The sequence below is a fragment of the Microbacterium sp. NPDC055599 genome (assembly GCF_053618975.1).
Genome location: NZ_JBSHIM010000020.1, coordinates 25,873 through 45,280 on the forward strand (window position 1 = coordinate 25,873; position 19,408 = coordinate 45,280).

Consider the following 19,408-nt stretch of genomic DNA (forward strand, 5'->3'; position numbering starts at 1 on the left):
GGAGAGCTTCGTGCTCACCCTCACCGACAACGCCACCGCCATCGTCTCGACCCTCGTGAGTCGACAGAACGACGCGCCGGACGCGGGTCTGCGGATCCACTCCGCCCCGGCTCAGGATGACGCAGGGGCGGCGCACCTCGCCGTCGCCGTGACGGCCGACCCGGAACCGGCGGATCAGGTGGTGGAGATCCAGGGAACGCGCCTGTTCCTCGACGATGCGGCCGCGGCCGCTCTCGACGACAAGATCCTGGACGCGGGAGTCGACGACGAGGGCTCCGTCTCCTTCGCGGTGCTCCCGCAGGTCGCCTGACCCACGGACTCCGGATGCCGCGGCCGACTCGGTCGCGGCATCCGTGCGTTCAGTCCCAGTCGAGGTACTCCTCCAGCACCACGGCGGTCTCGATCGGGTGCGTCATGGGGAAGAGGTGGCCTCCGCCGTCGATCCGCTTGATGCTCGCACGCTCGGGAGCGGCGGCCTGCAGGCGCTCGGCGTTCGTCTCCGGGGTGTCCGTGTCGTCGGTCCCCTGGATCAGCAGCACCGGGATCACCGGAGCCAGCGGAACCTCCACGTCCTCCACCCCCAGCAGCGCCAGCCCGTTCACCCGGTCGGGGTGCGCGACGGCGAAGGAGCGGGCGACCGTGCCTCCGAAGCCGTGTCCGCCGATCCAGGTGTCTTCGAGGCCCACGTGGTCGATCACGGCGAGCGCGTCCGCCACGCGGTCGTCGAGCGAGGCGTCGGTGCCGTCCGCGCGGTGGCCGATGCGCAGCACGTGGAATCCGGCCTCCTCGGCGAGGTAGTGCCCCACGACGCCGAGCACGTCGGCAGCCAGGTCGCGCTCCTGGATGAGCACCAGCTTGACGGGTCCGTCGCCCTCGTCCACGAAGGGGATAGCGCGGCCGTCTGGCTCGAAGATCTGGGTGTCGGTCATCGGCGTCGGTCTCCTCGTGCCGTCGGTGTCAGGGACGCAGGCGGTCGTCCACGCCGGGCTCCTGCGACCCGCGCCGCGGCCGAGACCGCCTGCGTCCAGCGTAGCCCGCCGGGGGCCGCGCCTCCTCCTCGCGACCCCCGGCGGAGTCACCGTGGGCGCCCCCGCCATGCGACCACCCTGGTCTGCACCGCGCCGCGGGGACAAGGGCTTGACGGCGAGCGCGAGCACCGGCTACCCGCGCACGGTCACCCGAGGAGTGAGCGCGCGGGGGGCCGTCGTCTACCCGACGCGCCGGGCTCGGCGCAACTCCCTCGTCCCCGTGAGGACCCCGCGCTAGCGTCGCAGTTCCCGGTCCTCGGCAGAAGGGAACGCCATGCTCCACGTCGCCCCCGCCCCGCACTTCCCCGAACGGCCCCGCCGTCCGCGCGACGTCCGGACCGCACGGGCATGACGGCGGCGTTCCGCGTCGAACCGTGGGCGGTGAGCATCGCCGGGGTGGATATCGAGCATCTGGCACAGGAGGAGTCGGTGTTCGGACTCTCCAACGGGCACGTCGGCTGGCGCGGCAACCTCGACGAGGGCGACCCGCGCGGGGTCGCCGGCAGCTACCTCAACGGGGTCTTCGAGGACCATCCGATGCCGTACGCCGAGGACGGCTACGGTTATCCGGAGACCGGGCAGAGCGTGATCAACGTGCCCAACGGGCAGCTCATCCGTCTGCTCGTGGACGATGAGCCGTTCGATGTGGAGCACGGCACGGTGCACCGGCATGAGCGGCGCCTCGATCTGCGGGACGGGACGCTGCACCGCGAGCTGGAGTGGGAGTCGGCGGCGGGTCGGCGCGTGCAGGTCGCGTCCACCCGGCTCGTGTCGCTGCGGCACCGCTCGCTCGCCGCTGTACGGTATCGCGTGACGGCGCTGGAGCCCGTGGCGGTCACGGTCCTGTCGGAGGTGCTGGCGAACGAGCCGCTGCCCTCGCCGCACGCCGATCCCCGTGTGCAGGAGCTGCTCTCCCGTCCGCTTCAGACCGTGGACTCCGCGGTGCTGGGGTCGCGCACCACGCTGCTGCACCGCACCAGGCGCAGCGGCATCCACGTGGCGGTGAGCGCCGATCACACGGTTTCCTCGACCGCCGCTACCGTGCCCACGGTCACGGTGGAGGCCGACCGCGACCTGGCGCGCACCCGCATCCATGTGGCTCTGGCGGCGGGCGAGGAGCTCGAGGTCGTGAAGTTCGTGGGCCACGAGTGGTCGGACTCGCTGACGCCCCAGACGCTTCGCGACCGCGCGGACGAGGCCGTCGAGGAGGCCGTGCGCCTCGGGTGGGAGGCGGTCGCGACGGGACAGCGCGAGGCGCTCGATGCGTACTGGGAGTGCGGCGACGTGCGGGTCGAGGGCGACCCCCGTCTGCAGCAGGCCGTGCGGTACGCGCTCTTCCAGGTGTTCCAGGCGGCGGCGCGTGCCGAGATGCGCTCGGTGCCGGGCAAGGGGCTCACGGGCTCCGGGTACGAGGGGCACACGTTCTGGGACTTCGAGGCGTTCGTGCTCCCCGTGCTCACCTCGACCGCGCCCGACGCGGCCCTGCAGGCGCTGCGCTGGCGGTACGCGACGCTCGATCACGCCCGCGAACGCGCGCGCACTCTGCACCTGGACGGGGCGACCTTCGCCTGGCGCACGATCGACGGCCGCGAGAGCTCCGGCTACTGGCCGGCCAGCACGGCGGCGTTCCACATCAACGCGGCGGTGGCCGGCGCCGTGATGCAGTACGTCAGGGCCACGGGAGACCGCGACTTCGAGCGCGACGCCGGCGCGGAGATCCTGATCGAGACCGCGAGACTGTGGCTGTCGCTCGGCCGCTGGGACGACGACGGCGGCTTCCATCTCGACGGGGTCACCGGCCCCGACGAGTACTCCGCGATCGTGGACGACAACACCTACACGAACCTGGCCGCGCGGCGGAACCTGCGCGGCGCGGTGGCCGCGGCCCGACGCCACATCGAGGTCGCGGAGCGGCTCGGGGTCGACGACGCCGAGGTCTCGCGCTGGAACGACGCCGCTGACGCGATGACGGTGCCGTTCGACGAGCGGCGCCGCGTGCACGAGCAGTTCGCGGGGTCGACGCGGCATGCCGTGTGGGACTTCGACGCCACGCGACCCGAGCAGTACCCGCTGCACAGTCACTTCCCGTACTTCGACCTGTACCGGAAGCAGGTCGCGAAGCAGGCCGATCTGGTGCTCGCGCTGTACACGGAGCACGAGGAGTTCACGAGGGAGGAGAAGGCCAGGGCATTCGCGTACTACGAGGCCCTCACGGTGCGCGACTCCTCACTCTCGGCCATGGCGCAGGCGGTGATCGCGGCGGAGCTCTGGCACCTCGACCTCGCCGCGGCGTACCTCGCGGAGCTCGCCGCGCTCGACCTCGATGACCTCCACGGCAACACCGCCGAGGGGTTGCACATCGCGGCGCTCGCGGGCATCTGGACCGGTATCACCGCGGGCTACGGGGGCATGCGCGACAGCGACGCCGGCCTCTCGTTCCACCCCCGGCTCCCCCGCAACATCACGCGGCTCGGGTTCGGCGTGCGCCTGCACGGGTGCATCCTGCACGTCGACATCACGCCCGACGACACGACCTACCGCCTGAGCGCGGGCGACCCCGTCACGGTGCGGCACGCGGGCCGAGCGGTGCAGCTCACCGCGGGCGAGCCCGTGACCCTGCCCACGCCGCCACCGGAGTCCCCGCTCACCCCCGAGCCGTCGCAGCCGCGCTGGCGGGAGCCCGGAGAAGCGCGCGAGGACGGGTGAGCCCGCACGCACGACCTCGTGTCAGGCCGAGCGATCGTCGTCGCTGAGCTCGTCGAGCACGAGCTCGCCCCGGGCGTTCAGGCGCTCCATCATGCGCTCGAGCCGCGCCGGGTCGATCTTCGGCGGCGGCTCCTCGTCGAACTCCAGGACCAGCGGGATGCTCGGGTGCATCCACGCCGAGAGGCGCCCGGGATGCTTCTTCCCCGAGGGCCACGTCATCATGAAGCTCTCCTGACGGCGGAGCTTCGTCGAGATCACGATCTTCAGATGCACCAGGACGTCGTCGTCGACCTCGATCGGCGGCCGCGAGCTGTTGTACTCCAGCTTTCCCATGATCGAACTCTAAGCGTTCCCAGGAACACCGGCGACCACTTCCCGCATCAGTTGTTGAAGCGGAATTCGACGACGTCGCCGTCCTGCATGACGTAGTCCTTGCCCTCCAGCCGGGCCTTGCCCTTCGCGCGGGCCTCCTGCACGGAGCCGGTGGCGACGAGGTCATCGAACGACACGATCTCGGCCTTGATGAAGCCCTTCTCGAAGTCGGTGTGGATCACGCCGGCGGCCTGCGGGGCCTTCCATCCCTTGCCGATCGTCCACGCCCGCGCTTCCTTCGGTCCGGCGGTGAGGTACGTCTGCAGCCCGAGGGTGTCGAAGCCGATGCGTGCGAGCTGGTCGAGGCCGGACTCCTCCTGGCCCGTCGAGGCGAGCAGCTCGGCCGCGTCCTCCGGGTCCAGGCCCTTAAGTTCCGACTCGATCTTGGCGTCGAGGAAGATCGCCTGCGCGGGCGCGACCAGGGCCGCGAGCTCCGCCTTGCGCGCGTCGTCGGTGAGCACGGCTTCGTCGACGTTGAACACGAAGATGACCGGCTTGACGGTCAGCAGGCCGAGCTCGCGGATCGGCGCGAGGTCGAGGCCGCTCGTGGACAGCAGCACGCCGCGCTCCAGCGCGTCCTTCGCCGCCTGCGCCGCTTCGAGGACCGACGGGTCGATCTTCTTCCCGCGCACCTCCTTCTCGTACCGGGTGATCGCCTTCTCGACGGTCTGCAGATCGGCGAGCATGAGCTCGGCGTTGATGGTCTCCATGTCGGACGCCGGGTTCACCGCGCCGTCGACGTGCACCACGTCGTCGTCGGAGAAGCCGCGCACGACCTGGGCGATCGCGTCCGCCTCGCGGATGTTCGCGAGGAACTGGTTGCCGAGCCCCTCTCCCTCGCTGGCTCCGCGCACGATGCCCGCGATGTCGACGAACGACACGGCGGCGGGGAGGATGCGCTCGCTGCCGAAGATCTCGGCGAGCTTCTCGAGCCGCGGGTCGGGCAGGTTCACCACGCCGACGTTCGGCTCGATCGTCGCGAACGGGTAGTTCGCCGCGAGCACGTCGTTCTTGGTGAGAGCGTTGAAGAGGGTGGACTTGCCGACGTTGGGCAGGCCGACGATACCGATAGTGAGAGCCACGGGGTACGAGTCTACCTGGGGGCCATGATGCTGCCGCGCGGGGCTCAGTCGCGCACGGCGCGGAACGCCCTCGTCACGTACGGCAGCTCGATCGTGGCGTCGTCGTGCAGCCCCAGCTCGTCGAACAGGGCGTCCATGTCGCGCCGGATACGCGCCTTCTCCGCGTCGTCGGCCGTGATGACGTAGCTGCGCGACGACGCCATGCGGTGCATCACCTCGCGCGTCACCGGACGCACCCACTCCCAGCGCTCCTGCTCCAGCCCGCCGAACGGCGCGGCCACCACGGGGTCGCCCGCGGCGAGCATGATCTCGGCGTTGCTGCCGTGCATCATGTCGGTCAGGCGACGCACCCAGTCCACACGCTCGTCGCGCAGGTTCCAGACCAGCCCGAGCACCCCGCCGGGGCTCACGACGCGGCCGATCTCCGCGGAGGCCGCGACCGGATCGACCCAGTGCCATGCCTGGCCCAGCACCACCGCGTCGACGCTCGCGTCGGGCAGCGGGAGGCGCTCGGCCGTGCCGACGAATGTGGGCACTCCGGGCACCGCGTCGCGCAGGGCGGCGAGCATCGCGGGATCCGGATCCACCGCGACGACCTCCGCGCCCTCCCCCGCGACGAGGGCACGGGTGAGCTTGCCGGTGCCCGCGCCGACGTCGGCGATACGGCGGGCTCCTGCCGGCGCGCGGTCGAGCATCCACGTGACCGCCTCGAACGGGTACTCGGGGCGACCGACCTCGTAGCTGCCCGCCTGGCCGCCGAAGGAGGTCGCCTGCTCGTCGCTCATGTGGCCAGCCTACGGCGAGTCTGCGACCCGACGTCGGAGGCCCGGGAGAGAGTGAAGACGTGCCACTGGACTTCACTGCGATCGACTTCGAGACCGCGAACTCCAGCCCGGCCTCCGCCTGCGCCGTCGGACTCGTCCGCGTGCGCGGCGGCGAGGTCGTCGCCACCGCGGGCTGGCTCATCCAGCCGCCGCCCGGTCACGACGAGTTCATGGAGTGGAACGTCCGCATCCACGGCATCCGGCCGGAGCACGTCGCGACGGCCTCCTCCTGGGCGGATCAGTTCGACCGTCTGTGCGCCTTCGCCGGTGCCGACGTGCTCGTGGCGCACAACGCCGGATTCGACCTCAACGTGCTGCGCCGTGCGGCGGAGGCCACGGGTCAGATCTGCCCGCCCTACCGCTCACTCTGCAGCCTGCAGGTGGCCCGCAAGACCTACCAGCTCGACTCCTACCGGCTCCCGCTCGCCGCGGCCGCCGCCGGGTACGAGGAGTTCTCCCATCACGATGCCCTCGCCGACGCCCGCGCATGCGCGCACATCGTTGTCGATGCCGCTCGGCGCGCCGCGGCCGCCGACGTCTTCGCCCTCGCCGACGCCCTGAGCCTGCGGGTGACCGAGCCCGCCCTCCCCGCCCTGGAGCGCGCGGTCGCCTGAGACCGCTCAGCGGTGCCTCCCGGCGAATGTCCGACCCCGGGGACACGATGGGCCCATGGATGCGCTGACGATCGTTCTGCTCCTCGTGGCCGTGGCCGCGGGCGTCGCCCTGGGCTGGTTCCTGCGCGCGAGTCGGGGCGCCGCCGAGCTCGCCCGTGCCGAGGCCGAACTCGCGGCCGCCCGTGACGATCGCGACCGGCAGTACGACCTGTATCGCGACGCGGTCGAGCACGGCCGCGCGGAGCAGCGCGCCGAGGCCCTGCGTGTGCAGCAGCAGAACGCCGTGCTGCAGGCGCTCGCCCCGGTGCGCGAGAGTCTGCAGCAGATGCAGTCCAAGGTCGCGGCCATCGAGCACGAGCGGCACGAGCAGTTCGGCACTCTCGCGGAGCAGCTGCGGCGTGCGCAGGAGTCCGACGAGGCCCTGCGCGCGACCACGGAATCGCTCGCCGGAGCGCTGAAGTCGACCGCGACGCGCGGGGTGTGGGGCGAAGCACAGCTGCGCCGGGTGGTGGAGGCCGCCGGGCTCACGCGCCACGTCGACTTCGATCTGCAGACCACGATCTCCTCGGACCGCGGGCAGGGGCGCCCCGACATGGTCGTGCGGCTCGCCGGCGGCACGTCGATCGCGGTCGACGCGAAGGTTCCGCTCGACGCCTACCTCGAGGCCTCGGCGCTGCCCGTTGGCGACGCGCACGAGGCGCAGCGTCGCGCACACCTCCAGAAGCACGTGAAGGCCGTGCGCGCACACGTCGACGCCCTGGCGAAGAAGGCGTACTGGTCGGGCCTCGACGCGAGTCCCGAGTTCGTGATCTGCTTCCTGCCGAGCGAGTCGCTGCTCGCGACGGCCATCGACGAAGACCCGACGCTGCTCGACTACGCCTTCAGCCGCCGTGTGGCCCTCGCCTCCCCCGTCAACCTGTGGGCCGTGCTGAAGACCGTCGCCTACACGTGGACGCAGCAGGAGGTGTCGACCGAAGCACGTCGTCTGCTGACCCTGGGCACGCAGCTGTACGAGCGCCTCGGGACGCTCGCCGGTCATGCCGACGATCTGCGCCGGGCGCTCGAGCGCACGGTCGACAGCTACAACCGGTTCGCGGGGTCCCTCGAGTCGCGTGTGCTCGTGACGGCGCGGCAGTTCCCCGGAGTGGACGCGTCCGCGCTCAGCGCTCCGCCCGTCGTCACAGCGGACGGTCGTCGCTTCACCGCGGCGGAGCTGATCGGCACCGGTGGGGCCGGGCCGACCGTCGATGCCGCGCCGACCTCCGAAGCCGCGGCGGCGGTCGAACCCGCATCCACGGCCGTGCCGGTGGACAGCGGCGTGTCACGCACGGCCTCCGGAGCAGCGGAGCCCGCGGCAGCGCCGGGCGAGACCCCGGACCTCCTGGACGGCCTCAGGGCCGACGTCGGCGAGGTGCGACGACGCCTGGATGAGGCGCAGACGTCCCGCCACGAATGAGCCGGAACGGCCAGGACGAGGACGCGTCAGGCGACGCCGGGCACGCCGCTGAGCAGCAGGATGACGAGGCCGCTTGTGGCGAGGAAGGCGCCGATCATCCACCAGGCGCTGATCTCGTGGCCCTCGTCACGTCGAACGCGGAACAGCACGTCGGCCCGACGAGCCGGGTCGACCTGCGGTTTCGCGGGGGCGGCCGGTGTGGTCACGGCGGCCTCGGCATCGGCGCTCACCCGGAGGATGCGTCCCGTGTTGGTGGTGATGATCTTGGTCGGTGCGGCGCTGGTCGAGCCACTCGTGTGCTGCGTTGTCATGCGTTCGCCCTCCTGTGCCTGCGGTGCCTGGCGGCTCCGTCGACGGCGACAAACCCAGTGACAATTGTGACACGACGCCTCGCGCGACCGGTGCCACGGGTCGCGCGCGCCGGTACCGGCTCGATAACGATGGCGTCGCCCGAGACGGGCAGCCTTCGAGCTCAGAGCAGTCGATCAGCCGCGGAAGGAAGTGGTCACAGCCACTTCGACACGAGGTGCTCCGAGGCGATGCGGCGCAGTGTTCCCGAGGCCCCGCGCAGCACGACGCTCTCCGTGTAGACGTAGCCGCGCTCCCGGCGCACCCCCGCCACGAGCTGCCCGTCGGTGACGCCCGTCGCCACGAAGATCGTGTTGTTGCCGCGCACGAGGTCGTCCGCCTCGTACACCCTGTCCATGTCGAGTCCCGCGTCGATCCCGCGCTGGCGCTCGTCGTCGTCCCGCGGCCACAGCCGCCCCTGGATGTGACCGCCGAGGGCCTTGATGGCGCACGCGGTGACGATGCCCTCGGGGCTCCCGCCCACGCCCACGCACATGTCGGTGCGCGCATCGTGGCGGGCCGCGTTGATCCCGCCGGCCACATCGCCGTCGCTCATCAGCCGGGTGCCGGCGCCCGCGTCGCGGATGTCCTGGATCAGCTGCTCGTGCCGTGGACGGTTCAGCACCGACACCACGATCTCGTCGACCGGCTTGTCGAGCGCGCCCGCGAGCCGGCGGATGTTCTCGCCGATCGGGAGCCGGATGTCGACCACGCCCACGCCCGCCGGTCCCGTCACGAGCTTGTCCATGTAGAAGACGCTGGACGCGTCGAGCATCGTGTCGCGGTCGGACACCGCGATCACGGAGAGGGCGTTCTGTCGCCCGGCGGCGGTGAGGGACGTGCCGTCGATGGGGTCGACCGCGATGTCGCACAGCGGGCCCTGCCCGGTACCGACGACCTCGCCGTTGAACAGCATCGGGGCGTTGTCCTTCTCCCCCTCGCCGATCACCACGCGGCCCTGGAAGTCGACCGTGCCGAGGAACGCGCGCATCGCGTCGACCGCGGCACCGTCGGCCGCCTCCTTCGCGCCGCGACCGATGAAGGGCACGGCGCGGATCGCTGCCGCCTCCGTCGCGCGGACGAGCTCCATCGCCAGGTTGCGGTCGGGACGGAGCGGGCTCAGGTCGGCAGTCAGACTCACCATGCGGCCAGCCTAGCTACGTGGGCGCGCGAACAGCCCTCCTTTCCGCCGGTATCTCGCGAAGGAATCGCACTTCTTAACAGCACGGCAGATCGTGCGCCGCCGAACGCTCCGCTCGCCTGCACGAGCCGGACAGGCGCCCCGATAGAGTGGCACCTGTCCCGGCTTCACCTACCGCAGGAGTTCTCATGCCCGTCGCCACCCCGGATCAGTACGCCGAAATGCTCGACCGCGCGAAGGCCGGCGGCTTCGCATACCCCGCGTTCAACGTGTCCAGCTCGCAGACCATCAACGCCGTCCTGCAGGGACTCACCGAGGCCGGCTCCGACGGCATCATCCAGGTCACCACGGGCGGCGCCGACTACTTCGCCGGTCACACGGTGAAGGCCCGCGCGACCGGCGCCCTCGCCTTCGCGCGCTACGCCACCGAGGTCGCCAAGAACTACCCGGTCACCGTCGCGCTGCACACCGACCACTGCCCGAAGGACGCCCTCGCCGGCTTCGTCGAGCCGCTGATCGCCGCCTCCGAGGAAGAGGTCAAGGCCGGCCGCAACCCGATCTTCCAGTCGCACATGTGGGACGGCTCGGCCGTGCCGCTGGCGGAGAACATCGAGATCGCCAAGGAGCTCCTTCCCCGGATGAAGGCGATCAACGCGATCCTCGAGGTCGAGATCGGCGTCGTCGGCGGCGAGGAGGACGGCGTCGCGCACGAGGGCTCGAACGAGGCGCTCTACACGACGTTCGGCGATGTCGACCAGGCCGTGCAGGCGCTGGGCCTCGGCGAGCAGGGCCGCTACATCGCCGCGCTCACGTTCGGCAACGTGCACGGGGTGTACAAGCCCGGCGGCGTGAAGCTGCGCCCCGAGCTGCTGGGCGAGATCCAGGCCGAGGTCGCCGCGAAGTACAACACCGGACCCAAGCCGCTCGACCTCGTCTTCCACGGCGGATCCGGCTCGACCGACGAGGAGATCGCGCTCGCGGTCGCCAACGGCGTCGTCAAGATGAACATCGACACCGACACCCAGTACGCCTACACCCGCGCGATCGCGGACTACATGTTCAAGAACTACGACGGCGTGCTGAAGGTCGACGGCGAGGTCGGCAACAAGAAGCAGTACGACCCCCGCGCCTGGGGCAAGATCGCCGAGTCGGCGATGGCTGCTCGCGTGGTCGAGTCGACGCGTCAGCTCGGTTCGCACGGTCAGTCGAAGAGCTGATCGCAGGATCACGAACGAAGGGGCCCGGCACTGTGCCGGGCCCCTTCTCGTTCACGGGAGATCAGCGGACGGTGCCGGCCGTCTGCTCCAGGTAGGCGAGGAAGGCCGGGTCGTTCATCATCGGCACGGCGAGGCACAGCGACACCACGATCACCGTCACGATCGCGCCGACGACCGGCAGCCACCACGTCAGGCGACCACGGCGGAGGCGCCGGATCGACAGCGCCGCCGTGATGCACCAGCCCAGGACCAGCACGATCGCCGCGATCGTCCCCCAGGGACGACCCATGGCGTAGTTGGTGAACTCCCCCTCGATCCCGAGGATCGACATGGTCTCGTTCATGACGCGGCCGATATTGAGGTAGGACAGTCCGGTCACCACGACGTTCACGAGGCCGTAGGCGAGCAGCGCGATGGTCACGATCCGGTCGACGGGCCGGCGGCGCGGGGCGTCCACCGCCGGGGCCGGCGCGGGCGCCGGGGCGGGGAACGCCGGAGCCGTGGGCGCCGGCACGGCCTCGTCGATGAGCGGCAGACCGCGCGCCAGGCGCTGCTCCTCCGGCGTCGCGATCTCACCGTAGCGCGGGCGCTGATCTGTCATGCCGCCATGCTAACGCGCGTGTCTCCGACCGGCTCCCAGCCGAAGACCTCCGGAGACGGTGGCGGCCCCGGAGAAGTGGGGACTCCTCGGGGGCCGCGGGAGAGGAGCACTGGGGACGCTCCTCATCCAGGTCGGTCGCCGGCGCTGGGGACGCCTCTGGCGATCGGCAGCGCTCTGTATCGCGCTGCTCCTTCCATGGTAGGAACCCGCGGCCGGAAGAACCAGGGGTCGGAATTCAGATAGTGAACTCGTCGCCCTGCCCGCTGCCGAGCGCGTCGGCCCCGAGCTGCAGCGACAGATTGCGGGCGGAGCGCTGCAGGCGGGAGACGAGCCGGCGATCCACCACCGCCTGGTCCGCCGGCAGCGAGATCGCGAGCGAGGCCGTCACCCCGGGGGCGATCACCGGCACCGCCACGCACGTCGCGCCGATCGCGTACTCCTCCTGGTCGACAGCCCAGCCCGGCGACTGCTCCAGCTGGGTGAGCAGTGTCCGCCGGTCGCTGATGGTCCGCGGGGTAAGCTCCTCCAGGCGGTGACGCGACAGGTAGTCCCGACGCTCCTCGTCGGGCAGCTCGGCCAGGATCTGCTTGCCGAGGGCCGTGGCATGCGCGCTGGAGTGCAGCCCGACCCACAGCTCGACCCGGGGGTTGCGTTCCGCGTCGACGATGTCCACGAGATGCAGCTCACCGTCCGCGAAGCGCGAGAGATAGGCCGTCGCGCCGAGGTCCTCGGTGACTGCCCGGAGCGCCGCGCGCACGCGGGCCAGGAACACGCCGCGCGAGTCGCCCTGCTGCTGGAACGCCGGAAACCGGGTGCCGAGCACGAGGCCGTCGGGCTCCGCGCTCAGGTAGCCCTCGTGCACGAGCGTACGCACCAGGTTGTACGTGGTGCCGGGAGTGAGACCCGTGATCGCGGCGAGCATCTTGGGCGGCAGCGGTCGCGGGGAGTTCGCGACGATGTCGACGAGGCGGAGCGCGCGCTGCACCGACCCGATGAGGGTCGGCTCCGCCTCCGCCGCGCTCAACGCTACGCGCCTCCTCCGGCGGAGGCACGGCCTCCGAGGGCGCGGGCGTCGCGCTGGCCGGACGGGTCCTGACGCAGCTCCTTCGGCAGGGAGAACATCAGGTCCTCCTCCGCGGTGCGCACCTCCTCGACGTCGCGGTACCCCGCGTGGCCGATCGCGTCGAGCACCTCGCGCACCAGCACCTCCGGCACCGAGGCGCCGCTGGTGACACCGACGGTCTCGACGCCGTCGAGCCACTCCTGCTGGATCTCCTCGGCGTAGTCGACCCGGTACGCCGCCTTCGCCCCGTACTCGAGCGCGACCTCGACCAGGCGCACACTGTTGGAGGAGTTGGCCGATCCGACCACGATCACCAGATCCGCGCCCGCCGCGACCTTCTTGATCGCGACCTGGCGGTTCTGGGTGGCGTAGCAGATGTCGTCGGACGGCGGGTTGTGCAGCTCGGGGAAGCGGGTGCGCAGACGATTGACGGTCTCCATCGTCTCGTCGACCGAGAGCGTCGTCTGCGACAGCCACACCACCTTCGACGGGTCCTTCACCTGGACGGTGTCGGCCTCCTCGGGAGAGTTGACGACCGTGACGTGATCGGGGGCCTCGCCCGCGGTGCCCTCGACCTCCTCGTGTCCGTCGTGCCCGATCAGGAGGATCTCGAAGTCGTCGCGCGCGAACCGCACCGCCTCACGGTGCACCTTCGTCACGAGCGGGCAGGTCGCGTCGATCGCGTGCAGTCCCCGGTCGGACGCGGCGTTCACCACGGCGGGAGAGACCCCGTGCGCGCTGAAGACGACGTGGGCTCCCTCGGGCACCTCGTCGACCTCCTCGACGAAGATCGCCCCCTTCGCCTCGAGCTCGGTGACGACGTGGATGTTGTGCACGATCTGCTTGCGCACATAAACCGGGGCGCCGTAGCGCTCGAGGGCCTTCTCCACCGCCACCACAGCGCGATCCACGCCGGCACAGTATCCGCGCGGCGCGGCGAGCAGCACGCGCTTGCGTCCTGGCACCGGGTTATCCTGAAGCCGCCCTGCCGCCGCACGCACGCGAGGAAGGCGGGGGACGGGAAGATGCACGGCTGTCGAGGTCACACCGGAATTCTATCGCCGTACAGCTGTGCGAGGCCGGGGAGAGCCCGGGCGGGAACGGGAGCAGATGACAGTCTTCGAAGCGACGACCGGACCGGGTGAGACCCCGCCCGCCGACGCCGTCGCCCCGCGTGACTCCACCGCACAGGCACCCACCTCCGTCGCCCGGCTCAACGCCACCATCCGCGACTTCGTCGCCCGCTGGAACACGGTGTGGGTCGAGGGCGAGATCACGTCGTGGAACCAGCGCGCCGGGAACGTGTTCGCCCGGCTGAAGGACACGCGCTCCGACGCGCAGATCTCGATCCGGATCTGGTCGAGCGTGCGCGGGCGCATCCCTGCCGATCTCGGCGTCGGCGACCACGTGGTCGCGGCGGTCAAGGCGGACTACTTCGTGAAGTCGGGCGACTTCAGCTTCGCGGTCTCGGCCATGAAGCACGTCGGCCTCGGCGATCAGCTCGAGCGCCTGGAGAAGCTGCGCGTGCAGCTGCGGCAGGAGGGGCTCTTCGACGCCGGCCGAAAGCTGCGCCTCCCCTTCCTCCCGCACGTGATCGGACTCATCACGGGCGAGCGCTCCGACGCCGAGAAGGACGTGCACCGCAACGCCGAGCTGCGGTGGCCGCAGGTGCGCTTCCGCACCGAGTACGCGGCCGTCCAGGGCGACCGCTGCGTGCCCGACACCCTGGCCGCACTCGCCCGGCTCGACGCCGACCCCGACGTGGACGTGATCATCATCGCCCGCGGCGGCGGCGACCCCCAGACGCTCCTGGGCTTCAGCGACGAGCGGCTGGTGCGCGCGGTCGCGGCCGCGCGCACCCCGGTCGTCAGCGCCATCGGGCACGAGAACGACCATCCGCTCCTCGACGACGTTGCCGACCTCCGTGCCTCCACCCCGACGGACGCCGCCAAGCGCGTGGTGCCCGACGTGGGCGAGCAGCGCGCGCTGATCGCCCAGCTCCGGTCGCGCGCGACCACGCGGGTCACGCAGCGCCTCACCCACGACATGGCTCAGCTCGAGCAGCTGCGGTCGCGACCGGTCCTGCGCTCGCCCGATCCGATCATCGACACCCGCGCGCAGGAGTCCTGGCTGCTGGTGTCGCGCGGACGTGATGCCGTGCAGCGCCAGCTCGACGATGCCAGCCGTCGCACCAGCGAGCTGCGGGCGTCGCTGCGTGCCCTCTCCCCCGCCGCGACCCTCGCCCGCGGCTATGCGATCGCGCACCTCGACGGGGGCGTGATCCTGCGGGATGCGGCGGACGCCCCGGCCGGCAGCGCCCTGACGATCACGGTCGACCGCGGGTCGGTCGCCGCGCGCTCGGAGGGCGAGATCGCGGAAGGCGCCTGAACCGGGCGCGTCCGTGCCACGACGTAGGATGGAGGAGTGAGCGCGCTGAACGACACCCCTGTGGACACGCTGTCGTTCGAGGCCGCCCGGGACGAGCTCGTCCGCGTCGTCGCCGAGCTGGAGCAGGGCGCTCCGACCCTCGAGCAGTCGCTGGCGCTGTGGGAGCGCGGAGAAGCGCTCGCCGCCCGCTGCGAGGAATGGCTTCTGGGCGCCAAGCGCCGCCTGGAAGCGGCACGCGCCGCCGCCGGTGACGCCGAGACGGACGGGGCGTCATGAGCAAGGGGCCCGCCATCAACGCCGACCTCGGCCGTCCGGAGACGGCGGAGGAGACCGCGGCCCGCAAGGCCGCATCCAGCAAGGCGTATCGATCCAGCCAGACCGTCCGCAACCTGGTCGCCGCGCTCCTCGTGACCCTCGCGGTCGTGCTCGTCATCGTGCTCGTGGTCCCGCGCGGCGAGCCGGTGGCGCAGAAGCCCATCGACGTCGCGGGCATCGCCGCCGATGTCGAGTCGTCCATGGGCGGGCCCGTGATCGTGCCGGAGACCGGGAAGTTCTGGCGCGTCAACGCCGCGGAGCTGCAGAGCGGAGCCACGGTCGTCTGGGAGGTCACGCTCGCCCCCGCGGCCCAGGACGAGCGCGGGTTCATCAAGCTCGCGCAGGCCTTCGACGCCGATGCCTCCTGGGCCCCGCAGCGCCTGAACGGCATCGCCCCCACCGACACGATCCGCATCGGCGGGCTGGAGTGGGACGTGTACAAGCCAGGAAACGCCGGCGCCGACGCCAACATCTCGTACGCCATCGGCACGCAGGCCGGCGACGACTACGTGCTCCTCTACGGCTCCCGCTCGCCGGACTCGACCGCCGAGTTCGCCGAGTCGCTCGTCCCTCAGATCCGCACCGTCACGGAGGCCCGATGACCCACCCGCTCACTCCTTCCGCCGCCTGGACGCAGATGCAGGAAGGCAACCGCCGCTTCGTCCGCGACGAGCCGCAGCACCCGAACCAGAACGTCGCGCGCCGCAAAGACCTGACCGCCGCCCAGCACCCGGTCGCCACGCTCTTCGGATGCGCCGACTCCCGCCTCGCGGCGGAGATCATCTTCGACCTGGGCCTCGGCGACCTGTTCGTGGTGCGCAACGCCGGTCAGGTGATGGGCGAGTCGATCGTCGCGAGCCTGGAGTACGCGGTCGCGGTGCTGGAGGTGCCGCTCATCGTGGTGCTCGCGCACGACTCGTGCGGCGCGGTGCGAGCCGCGATCGACGGCACCGCGATCGACGCGGCACCGCTCCCCCCGCACATCTGGAAGCTGATCGCGCCGATCGTGCCCGCCGCCCGCAAGGTGCTGGCGGAGAGCGGGGGTGCCACGGTCGCCGACATCGACGCCGAGCTGGTCGGCCGCGAGCACCTGCGCAACACGGTGCACGACCTGCTGCAGTCGTCGGAGATCATCAGCAACGCCGTCGCCGAGGGCCGCCTCGGGATCGTCGGCGCCAACTACCGTCTGGCCGAGGGCGAGGCTGTGCCCGTCATCACGGTCGGGATCGACACCGAGGGGACCGTCCCCGCAACCAAGGAGGGTTCGGAATGACCGACGCCAACCAGCTCAGCGGCGCGAACGAGCAGGGCTACCGCATCGAACACGACACGATGGGTGAGGTGCGTGTGCCCGTGAACGCGCTCTACGGTGCGCAGACGCAGCGCGCCGTGGAGAACTTCCCGATCTCCGGCAAGGGCCTGGAGTCGGCGCAGATCGCCGCGCTCGCGCGCATCAAGAAGGCGGCGGCGCTGGCGAACAAGGAGCTCGGCACACTCGACGGTGCCATCGCCGACGCGATCGCCCAGGCCGCCGACCAGGTGGCGTCCGGCGCCCACGACGGCGAGTTCCCGGTCGACACGTACCAGACCGGCTCCGGCACGTCCTCGAACATGAACATGAACGAGGTGCTGGCCACTCTCGCCACGCGCATCCTCGGCGCGACGGTGCACCCGAACGACCACGTCAACGCCTCGCAGTCGTCGAACGACGTGTTCCCCACCTCCGTGCACATCGCGGTCACGCAGGCCCTGATCGACACACTGATCCCCGCGCTCGACCACCTCGCCGTCGCGCTGGAGGCCAAGGCCGAGCTGTGGAAGGACGCGGTCAAGTCCGGCCGCACGCACCTCATGGATGCGACGCCGGTCACCCTCGGACAGGAGTTCGGCGGCTACGCCCGTCAGATCCGCCTGGGCATCGAGCGCGTGCAGTCCGCCCTCCCCCGCGTGGCCGAGGTCCCGCTGGGCGGCACGGCGGTCGGCACCGGCATCAACACGCCGCTCGGGTTCCCGCAGAAGGTCATCGAGCTGCTCGCCGCCGAGACCGAGCTGCCCATCACCGAGGCCAAGGACCACTTCGAGGCGCAGGCCAACCGCGACGGCCTGGTCGAAGCCTCCGGCGCGCTGCGCACGATCGCGGTGTCGCTCACCAAGATCAACAACGACCTCCGGTGGATGGGCTCCGGCCCCAACACGGGTCTGGGCGAGCTGCACATCCCCGATCTGCAGCCGGGCTCCTCGATCATGCCGGGCAAGGTCAACCCGGTCGTTCCCGAGGCCGTGCTGATGGTGTGCGCCCGTGTCATCGGCAACGACGCGACCGTGGCGTGGGCCGGTGCGTCCGGCGCGTTCGAGCTGAACGTGGCGATCCCGGTCATGGGCACCGCGCTGCTCGAGTCGATCCGCCTCCTTGCGAACGCCTCGCGCGTGCTGGCCGACAAGACGATTGTCGGCCTGCAGGCGAACCTCGACCGTGCCGCCGCGTTCGCGGGCATGAGCCCGTCGATCGTGACGCCGCTGAACAAGCTGATCGGCTACGAGGCCGCCGCGAAGATCGCGAAGCACTCTGTCGCGAAGGGCATCACGGTGCGCGACGCGGTGATCGACCTGGGCTACGTCGAGCGCGGCGAGCTGACGATGGAGCAGCTGGACGAGAAGCTCGACCTGCTGTCGATGACCCACCCCGGATGATCACCGGTCGCTGAGACGACGGATGCCGCGAGGACCTGGTCCCCGCGGCATCCGCCTTTTCCCGGCCTCGTCAGCTGAGCTCTCCGCCCTCCAGGAGTTCGGTGACGAGGGCCGCGATCGCGGAGCGCTCGGAGCGGGTGAGGGTCACATGGCCGAAGAGGTCGTGCCCCTTGAGCGTCTCGATCACGCTGGCGATGCCGTCGTGGCGTCCGACGCGGAGGTTGTCGCGCTGACCGACGTCGTGCGTGAGGATCACGCGAGAGTTCTGCCCCATGCGGCTGAGCACCGTGAGCAGCACGTTGCGCTCGAGGGACTGCGCCTCGTCGACGATCACGAACGCGTCGTGCAGCGAGCGCCCGCGGATGTGGGTGAGCGGGAGCACCTCGAGCATCCCCCGTTCGACGACCTCGTCGATCACGTTGCCCGAGACGACCGACCCGAGGGTGTCGTACACCGCCTGACCCCAGGGGTTCATCTTCTCGCCCTGATCGCCGGGGAGGTACCCGAGCTCCTGGCCGCCCACGGCGAACAGCGGCCGGAAGACGATGATCTTCTTCTGCTGCTGCCGCTCCAGCACCGCTTCCAGTCCGGCGCACAGGGCGAGGGCCGACTTGCCCGTTCCGGCACGCCCGCCGAGCGACACGATGCCCACCTCGGGGTCGAGCAGCAGGTCGATGGCGATGCGCTGTTCGGCCGAGCGGCCGTGCATCCCGAAGATGTCGCGGTCGCCGCGCACCAGCCGGAACTCGCCGTCGCCGGTGACGCGTCCGAGCGCCGATCCGCGCTCCGAGTGGATGATGAGACCCGTGTTGACGGGGAGCCCGTTGACGTCTTCGCTGATCCCGACCTCGCTCTCATAGAGGTCGCTGATGTCGTCGCCGGACAGGTCGAGGCTCGCGATGCCGGTCCACCCGGAGTCCACGGCCTGCTCGGCGAGGTACTCCTCGGCGCGCAGGCCGAGCGACGCGGCCTTGACCCGCATCGGGAGGTCCTTCGAGACGATCGTGACGTCCTGTCCGTCCTGTGCGAGGTGCATGGCGACGGAGAGGATGCGGCTGTCGTTGTCGCTCAGGCGGATGCCGACGGGCAGCACGGAGAGGTCGGTGTTGCCGAGGTCGACGCGGAGCGTGCCGCCCTCGCCGACCTCGACCGGGAAGTCCAGACGCCCGTGCTCGACCCGGAGGTCGTCCAGGTGACGGAGCGCCTGGCGGGCGAAGTAGCCGATCTCGGGGTCGTGCCGCTTGCCCTCGAGCTCGCTGATGACCACGACGGGCAGCACGATCGAGTGCTCCGCGAATCGGAAGAATGCCTGCGGATCGCTCAGCAAGACCGACGTGTCGAGCACGTAGGTGCGCAGGTCCTGATCGGGCTGCGCGGCCGAGGTGCTTCTCGAGGACTGACGGGTGGACTGCTGCGCGGTGCTGGCGGTGTGCTGCGCTGAACGTGTGGTCACGACCCACTCCCGACCCGGGGATTCCCGGCTATGCGAACGAGTCGACCAGGGGGTCACGAGTCGCGAACCTGGAGGCCGACCCGACCGGGCGCCTTGCCCGATGCCTTGA

Annotated in this window: 20 protein-coding genes; 10 read left to right on the plus strand and 10 right to left on the minus strand. The window is 71.0% G+C overall.

Features of this window, described 5'->3' with window-relative positions:
- Positions 1-10 precede the first annotated feature (10 nt).
- Positions 11-310 (plus strand): Fe-S cluster assembly protein HesB, encoded by a 300-nt coding sequence (locus ACWGQ1_RS16685; RefSeq protein ID WP_136033504.1) that lies wholly within the window; start codon positions 11-13, stop codon positions 308-310.
- A gap of 49 nt (positions 311-359) precedes the next feature.
- Here the strand turns inward: ACWGQ1_RS16685 and ACWGQ1_RS16690 are convergent, their stop codons facing one another.
- Positions 360-929 (minus strand): alpha/beta fold hydrolase, encoded by a 570-nt coding sequence (locus ACWGQ1_RS16690; protein ID WP_136044585.1) that lies wholly within the window; start codon positions 927-929, stop codon positions 360-362.
- Between the two features lie 447 nt (positions 930-1,376).
- On the opposite strand from ACWGQ1_RS16690, the gene ACWGQ1_RS16695 reads away from it, so the two are divergent.
- On the plus strand, positions 1,377-3,734 hold the full coding sequence (locus ACWGQ1_RS16695) for a glycosyl hydrolase family 65 protein (RefSeq protein WP_452313396.1): 2,358 nt from the start codon (positions 1,377-1,379) through the stop codon (positions 3,732-3,734).
- Positions 3,735-3,755: 21 nt separating this feature from the next.
- On the opposite strand, the gene ACWGQ1_RS16700 is transcribed toward ACWGQ1_RS16695, so the two are convergent.
- The 3 genes from ACWGQ1_RS16700 to ACWGQ1_RS16710 are packed head-to-tail and all read right to left on the minus strand — an operon-like array spanning position 3,756 to position 5,973.
- A complete protein-coding gene (locus ACWGQ1_RS16700) occupies positions 3,756-4,067 on the minus strand; it encodes a DUF7882 family protein (RefSeq protein WP_136044587.1) in 312 nt (103 codons plus the stop codon).
- A 47-nt stretch (positions 4,068-4,114) separates the two neighbouring features.
- Positions 4,115-5,188 (minus strand): redox-regulated ATPase YchF, encoded by a 1,074-nt coding sequence (ychF, locus tag ACWGQ1_RS16705; protein ID WP_452313397.1) that lies wholly within the window; start codon positions 5,186-5,188, stop codon positions 4,115-4,117.
- Positions 5,189-5,232: 44 nt separating this feature from the next.
- Entirely contained in the window at positions 5,233-5,973 is a 741-nt protein-coding gene (locus tag ACWGQ1_RS16710; RefSeq protein ID WP_452313398.1) for a methyltransferase domain-containing protein, read from the minus strand.
- A 59-nt stretch (positions 5,974-6,032) separates the two neighbouring features.
- Here ACWGQ1_RS16710 and ACWGQ1_RS16715 point away from each other — a divergent pair, with 59 nt between their 5' ends.
- Complete coding sequence (locus tag ACWGQ1_RS16715) at positions 6,033-6,626, plus strand: 3'-5' exonuclease (protein ID WP_206251539.1); 594 nt, start codon at positions 6,033-6,035, stop codon at positions 6,624-6,626.
- Positions 6,627-6,681: 55 nt separating this feature from the next.
- On the plus strand, positions 6,682-8,082 hold the full coding sequence (locus tag ACWGQ1_RS16720) for a DNA recombination protein RmuC (protein ID WP_136033490.1): 1,401 nt from the start codon (positions 6,682-6,684) through the stop codon (positions 8,080-8,082).
- Positions 8,083-8,108: 26 nt separating this feature from the next.
- On the opposite strand, the gene ACWGQ1_RS16725 is transcribed toward ACWGQ1_RS16720, so the two are convergent.
- Together ACWGQ1_RS16725 and glpX are read right to left on the minus strand one after the other, a co-directional pair.
- Positions 8,109-8,393 carry a hypothetical protein gene (locus ACWGQ1_RS16725; protein WP_136033488.1) on the minus strand — a complete coding sequence of 95 codons (285 nt, stop codon included), beginning with the start codon at positions 8,391-8,393 and terminating at the stop codon, positions 8,109-8,111.
- Between the two features lie 194 nt (positions 8,394-8,587).
- Positions 8,588-9,574, minus strand: a complete 987-nt coding sequence (glpX, locus tag ACWGQ1_RS16730) for a class II fructose-bisphosphatase (RefSeq protein ID WP_136033486.1) — start codon at positions 9,572-9,574, stop codon at positions 8,588-8,590.
- Between the two features lie 185 nt (positions 9,575-9,759).
- On the opposite strand from glpX, the gene fbaA reads away from it, so the two are divergent.
- The gene (fbaA, locus tag ACWGQ1_RS16735) at positions 9,760-10,788 is read left to right on the plus strand and encodes a class II fructose-bisphosphate aldolase (RefSeq protein WP_136033484.1); all 1,029 of its coding nucleotides are present in this window, start codon (positions 9,760-9,762) and stop codon (positions 10,786-10,788) included.
- 61 nt (positions 10,789-10,849) lie between these two features.
- On the opposite strand, the gene ACWGQ1_RS16740 is transcribed toward fbaA, so the two are convergent.
- The 3 genes from ACWGQ1_RS16740 to ACWGQ1_RS16750 all read right to left on the minus strand — a co-directional run bounded on the left by ACWGQ1_RS16740 (position 10,850) and on the right by ACWGQ1_RS16750 (position 13,498).
- On the minus strand, positions 10,850-11,389 hold the full coding sequence (locus ACWGQ1_RS16740; protein ID WP_452313399.1) for a DUF6264 family protein: 540 nt from the start codon (positions 11,387-11,389) through the stop codon (positions 10,850-10,852).
- Positions 11,390-11,624: 235 nt separating this feature from the next.
- A complete protein-coding gene (locus tag ACWGQ1_RS16745) occupies positions 11,625-12,413 on the minus strand; it encodes an IclR family transcriptional regulator (protein WP_136033480.1) in 789 nt (262 codons plus the stop codon).
- Positions 12,414-12,415: 2 nt separating this feature from the next.
- Positions 12,416-13,498 (minus strand): 4-hydroxy-3-methylbut-2-enyl diphosphate reductase, encoded by a 1,083-nt coding sequence (locus ACWGQ1_RS16750; protein WP_205814401.1) that lies wholly within the window; start codon positions 13,496-13,498, stop codon positions 12,416-12,418.
- 64 nt (positions 13,499-13,562) lie between these two features.
- Here ACWGQ1_RS16750 and xseA point away from each other — a divergent pair, with 64 nt between their 5' ends.
- The 5 genes from xseA to ACWGQ1_RS16775 are packed head-to-tail and all read left to right on the plus strand — an operon-like array spanning position 13,563 to position 17,846.
- Positions 13,563-14,840, plus strand: a complete 1,278-nt coding sequence (gene xseA / locus ACWGQ1_RS16755) for an exodeoxyribonuclease VII large subunit (RefSeq protein WP_452313400.1) — start codon at positions 13,563-13,565, stop codon at positions 14,838-14,840.
- Positions 14,841-14,876: 36 nt separating this feature from the next.
- A complete protein-coding gene (locus tag ACWGQ1_RS16760) occupies positions 14,877-15,116 on the plus strand; it encodes an exodeoxyribonuclease VII small subunit (protein WP_136033474.1) in 240 nt (79 codons plus the stop codon).
- Positions 15,113-15,757 (plus strand): DUF4245 family protein, encoded by a 645-nt coding sequence (locus ACWGQ1_RS16765; RefSeq protein ID WP_452313401.1) that lies wholly within the window; start codon positions 15,113-15,115, stop codon positions 15,755-15,757. Before ACWGQ1_RS16760 ends, ACWGQ1_RS16765 begins: the two co-directional genes overlap by 4 nt.
- Entirely contained in the window at positions 15,754-16,428 is a 675-nt protein-coding gene (locus ACWGQ1_RS16770; RefSeq protein ID WP_136033470.1) for a carbonic anhydrase, read from the plus strand. The genes ACWGQ1_RS16765 and ACWGQ1_RS16770 overlap by 4 nt, the downstream gene beginning before the upstream one ends.
- On the plus strand, positions 16,425-17,846 hold the full coding sequence (locus tag ACWGQ1_RS16775; RefSeq protein ID WP_452313402.1) for an aspartate ammonia-lyase: 1,422 nt from the start codon (positions 16,425-16,427) through the stop codon (positions 17,844-17,846). Before ACWGQ1_RS16770 ends, ACWGQ1_RS16775 begins: the two co-directional genes overlap by 4 nt.
- A 70-nt stretch (positions 17,847-17,916) precedes the next feature.
- On the opposite strand, the gene ACWGQ1_RS16780 is transcribed toward ACWGQ1_RS16775, so the two are convergent.
- Positions 17,917-19,299 carry a PhoH family protein gene (locus ACWGQ1_RS16780; RefSeq protein WP_136033466.1) on the minus strand — a complete coding sequence of 461 codons (1,383 nt, stop codon included), beginning with the start codon at positions 19,297-19,299 and terminating at the stop codon, positions 17,917-17,919.
- Positions 19,300-19,408 lie beyond the last annotated feature (109 nt).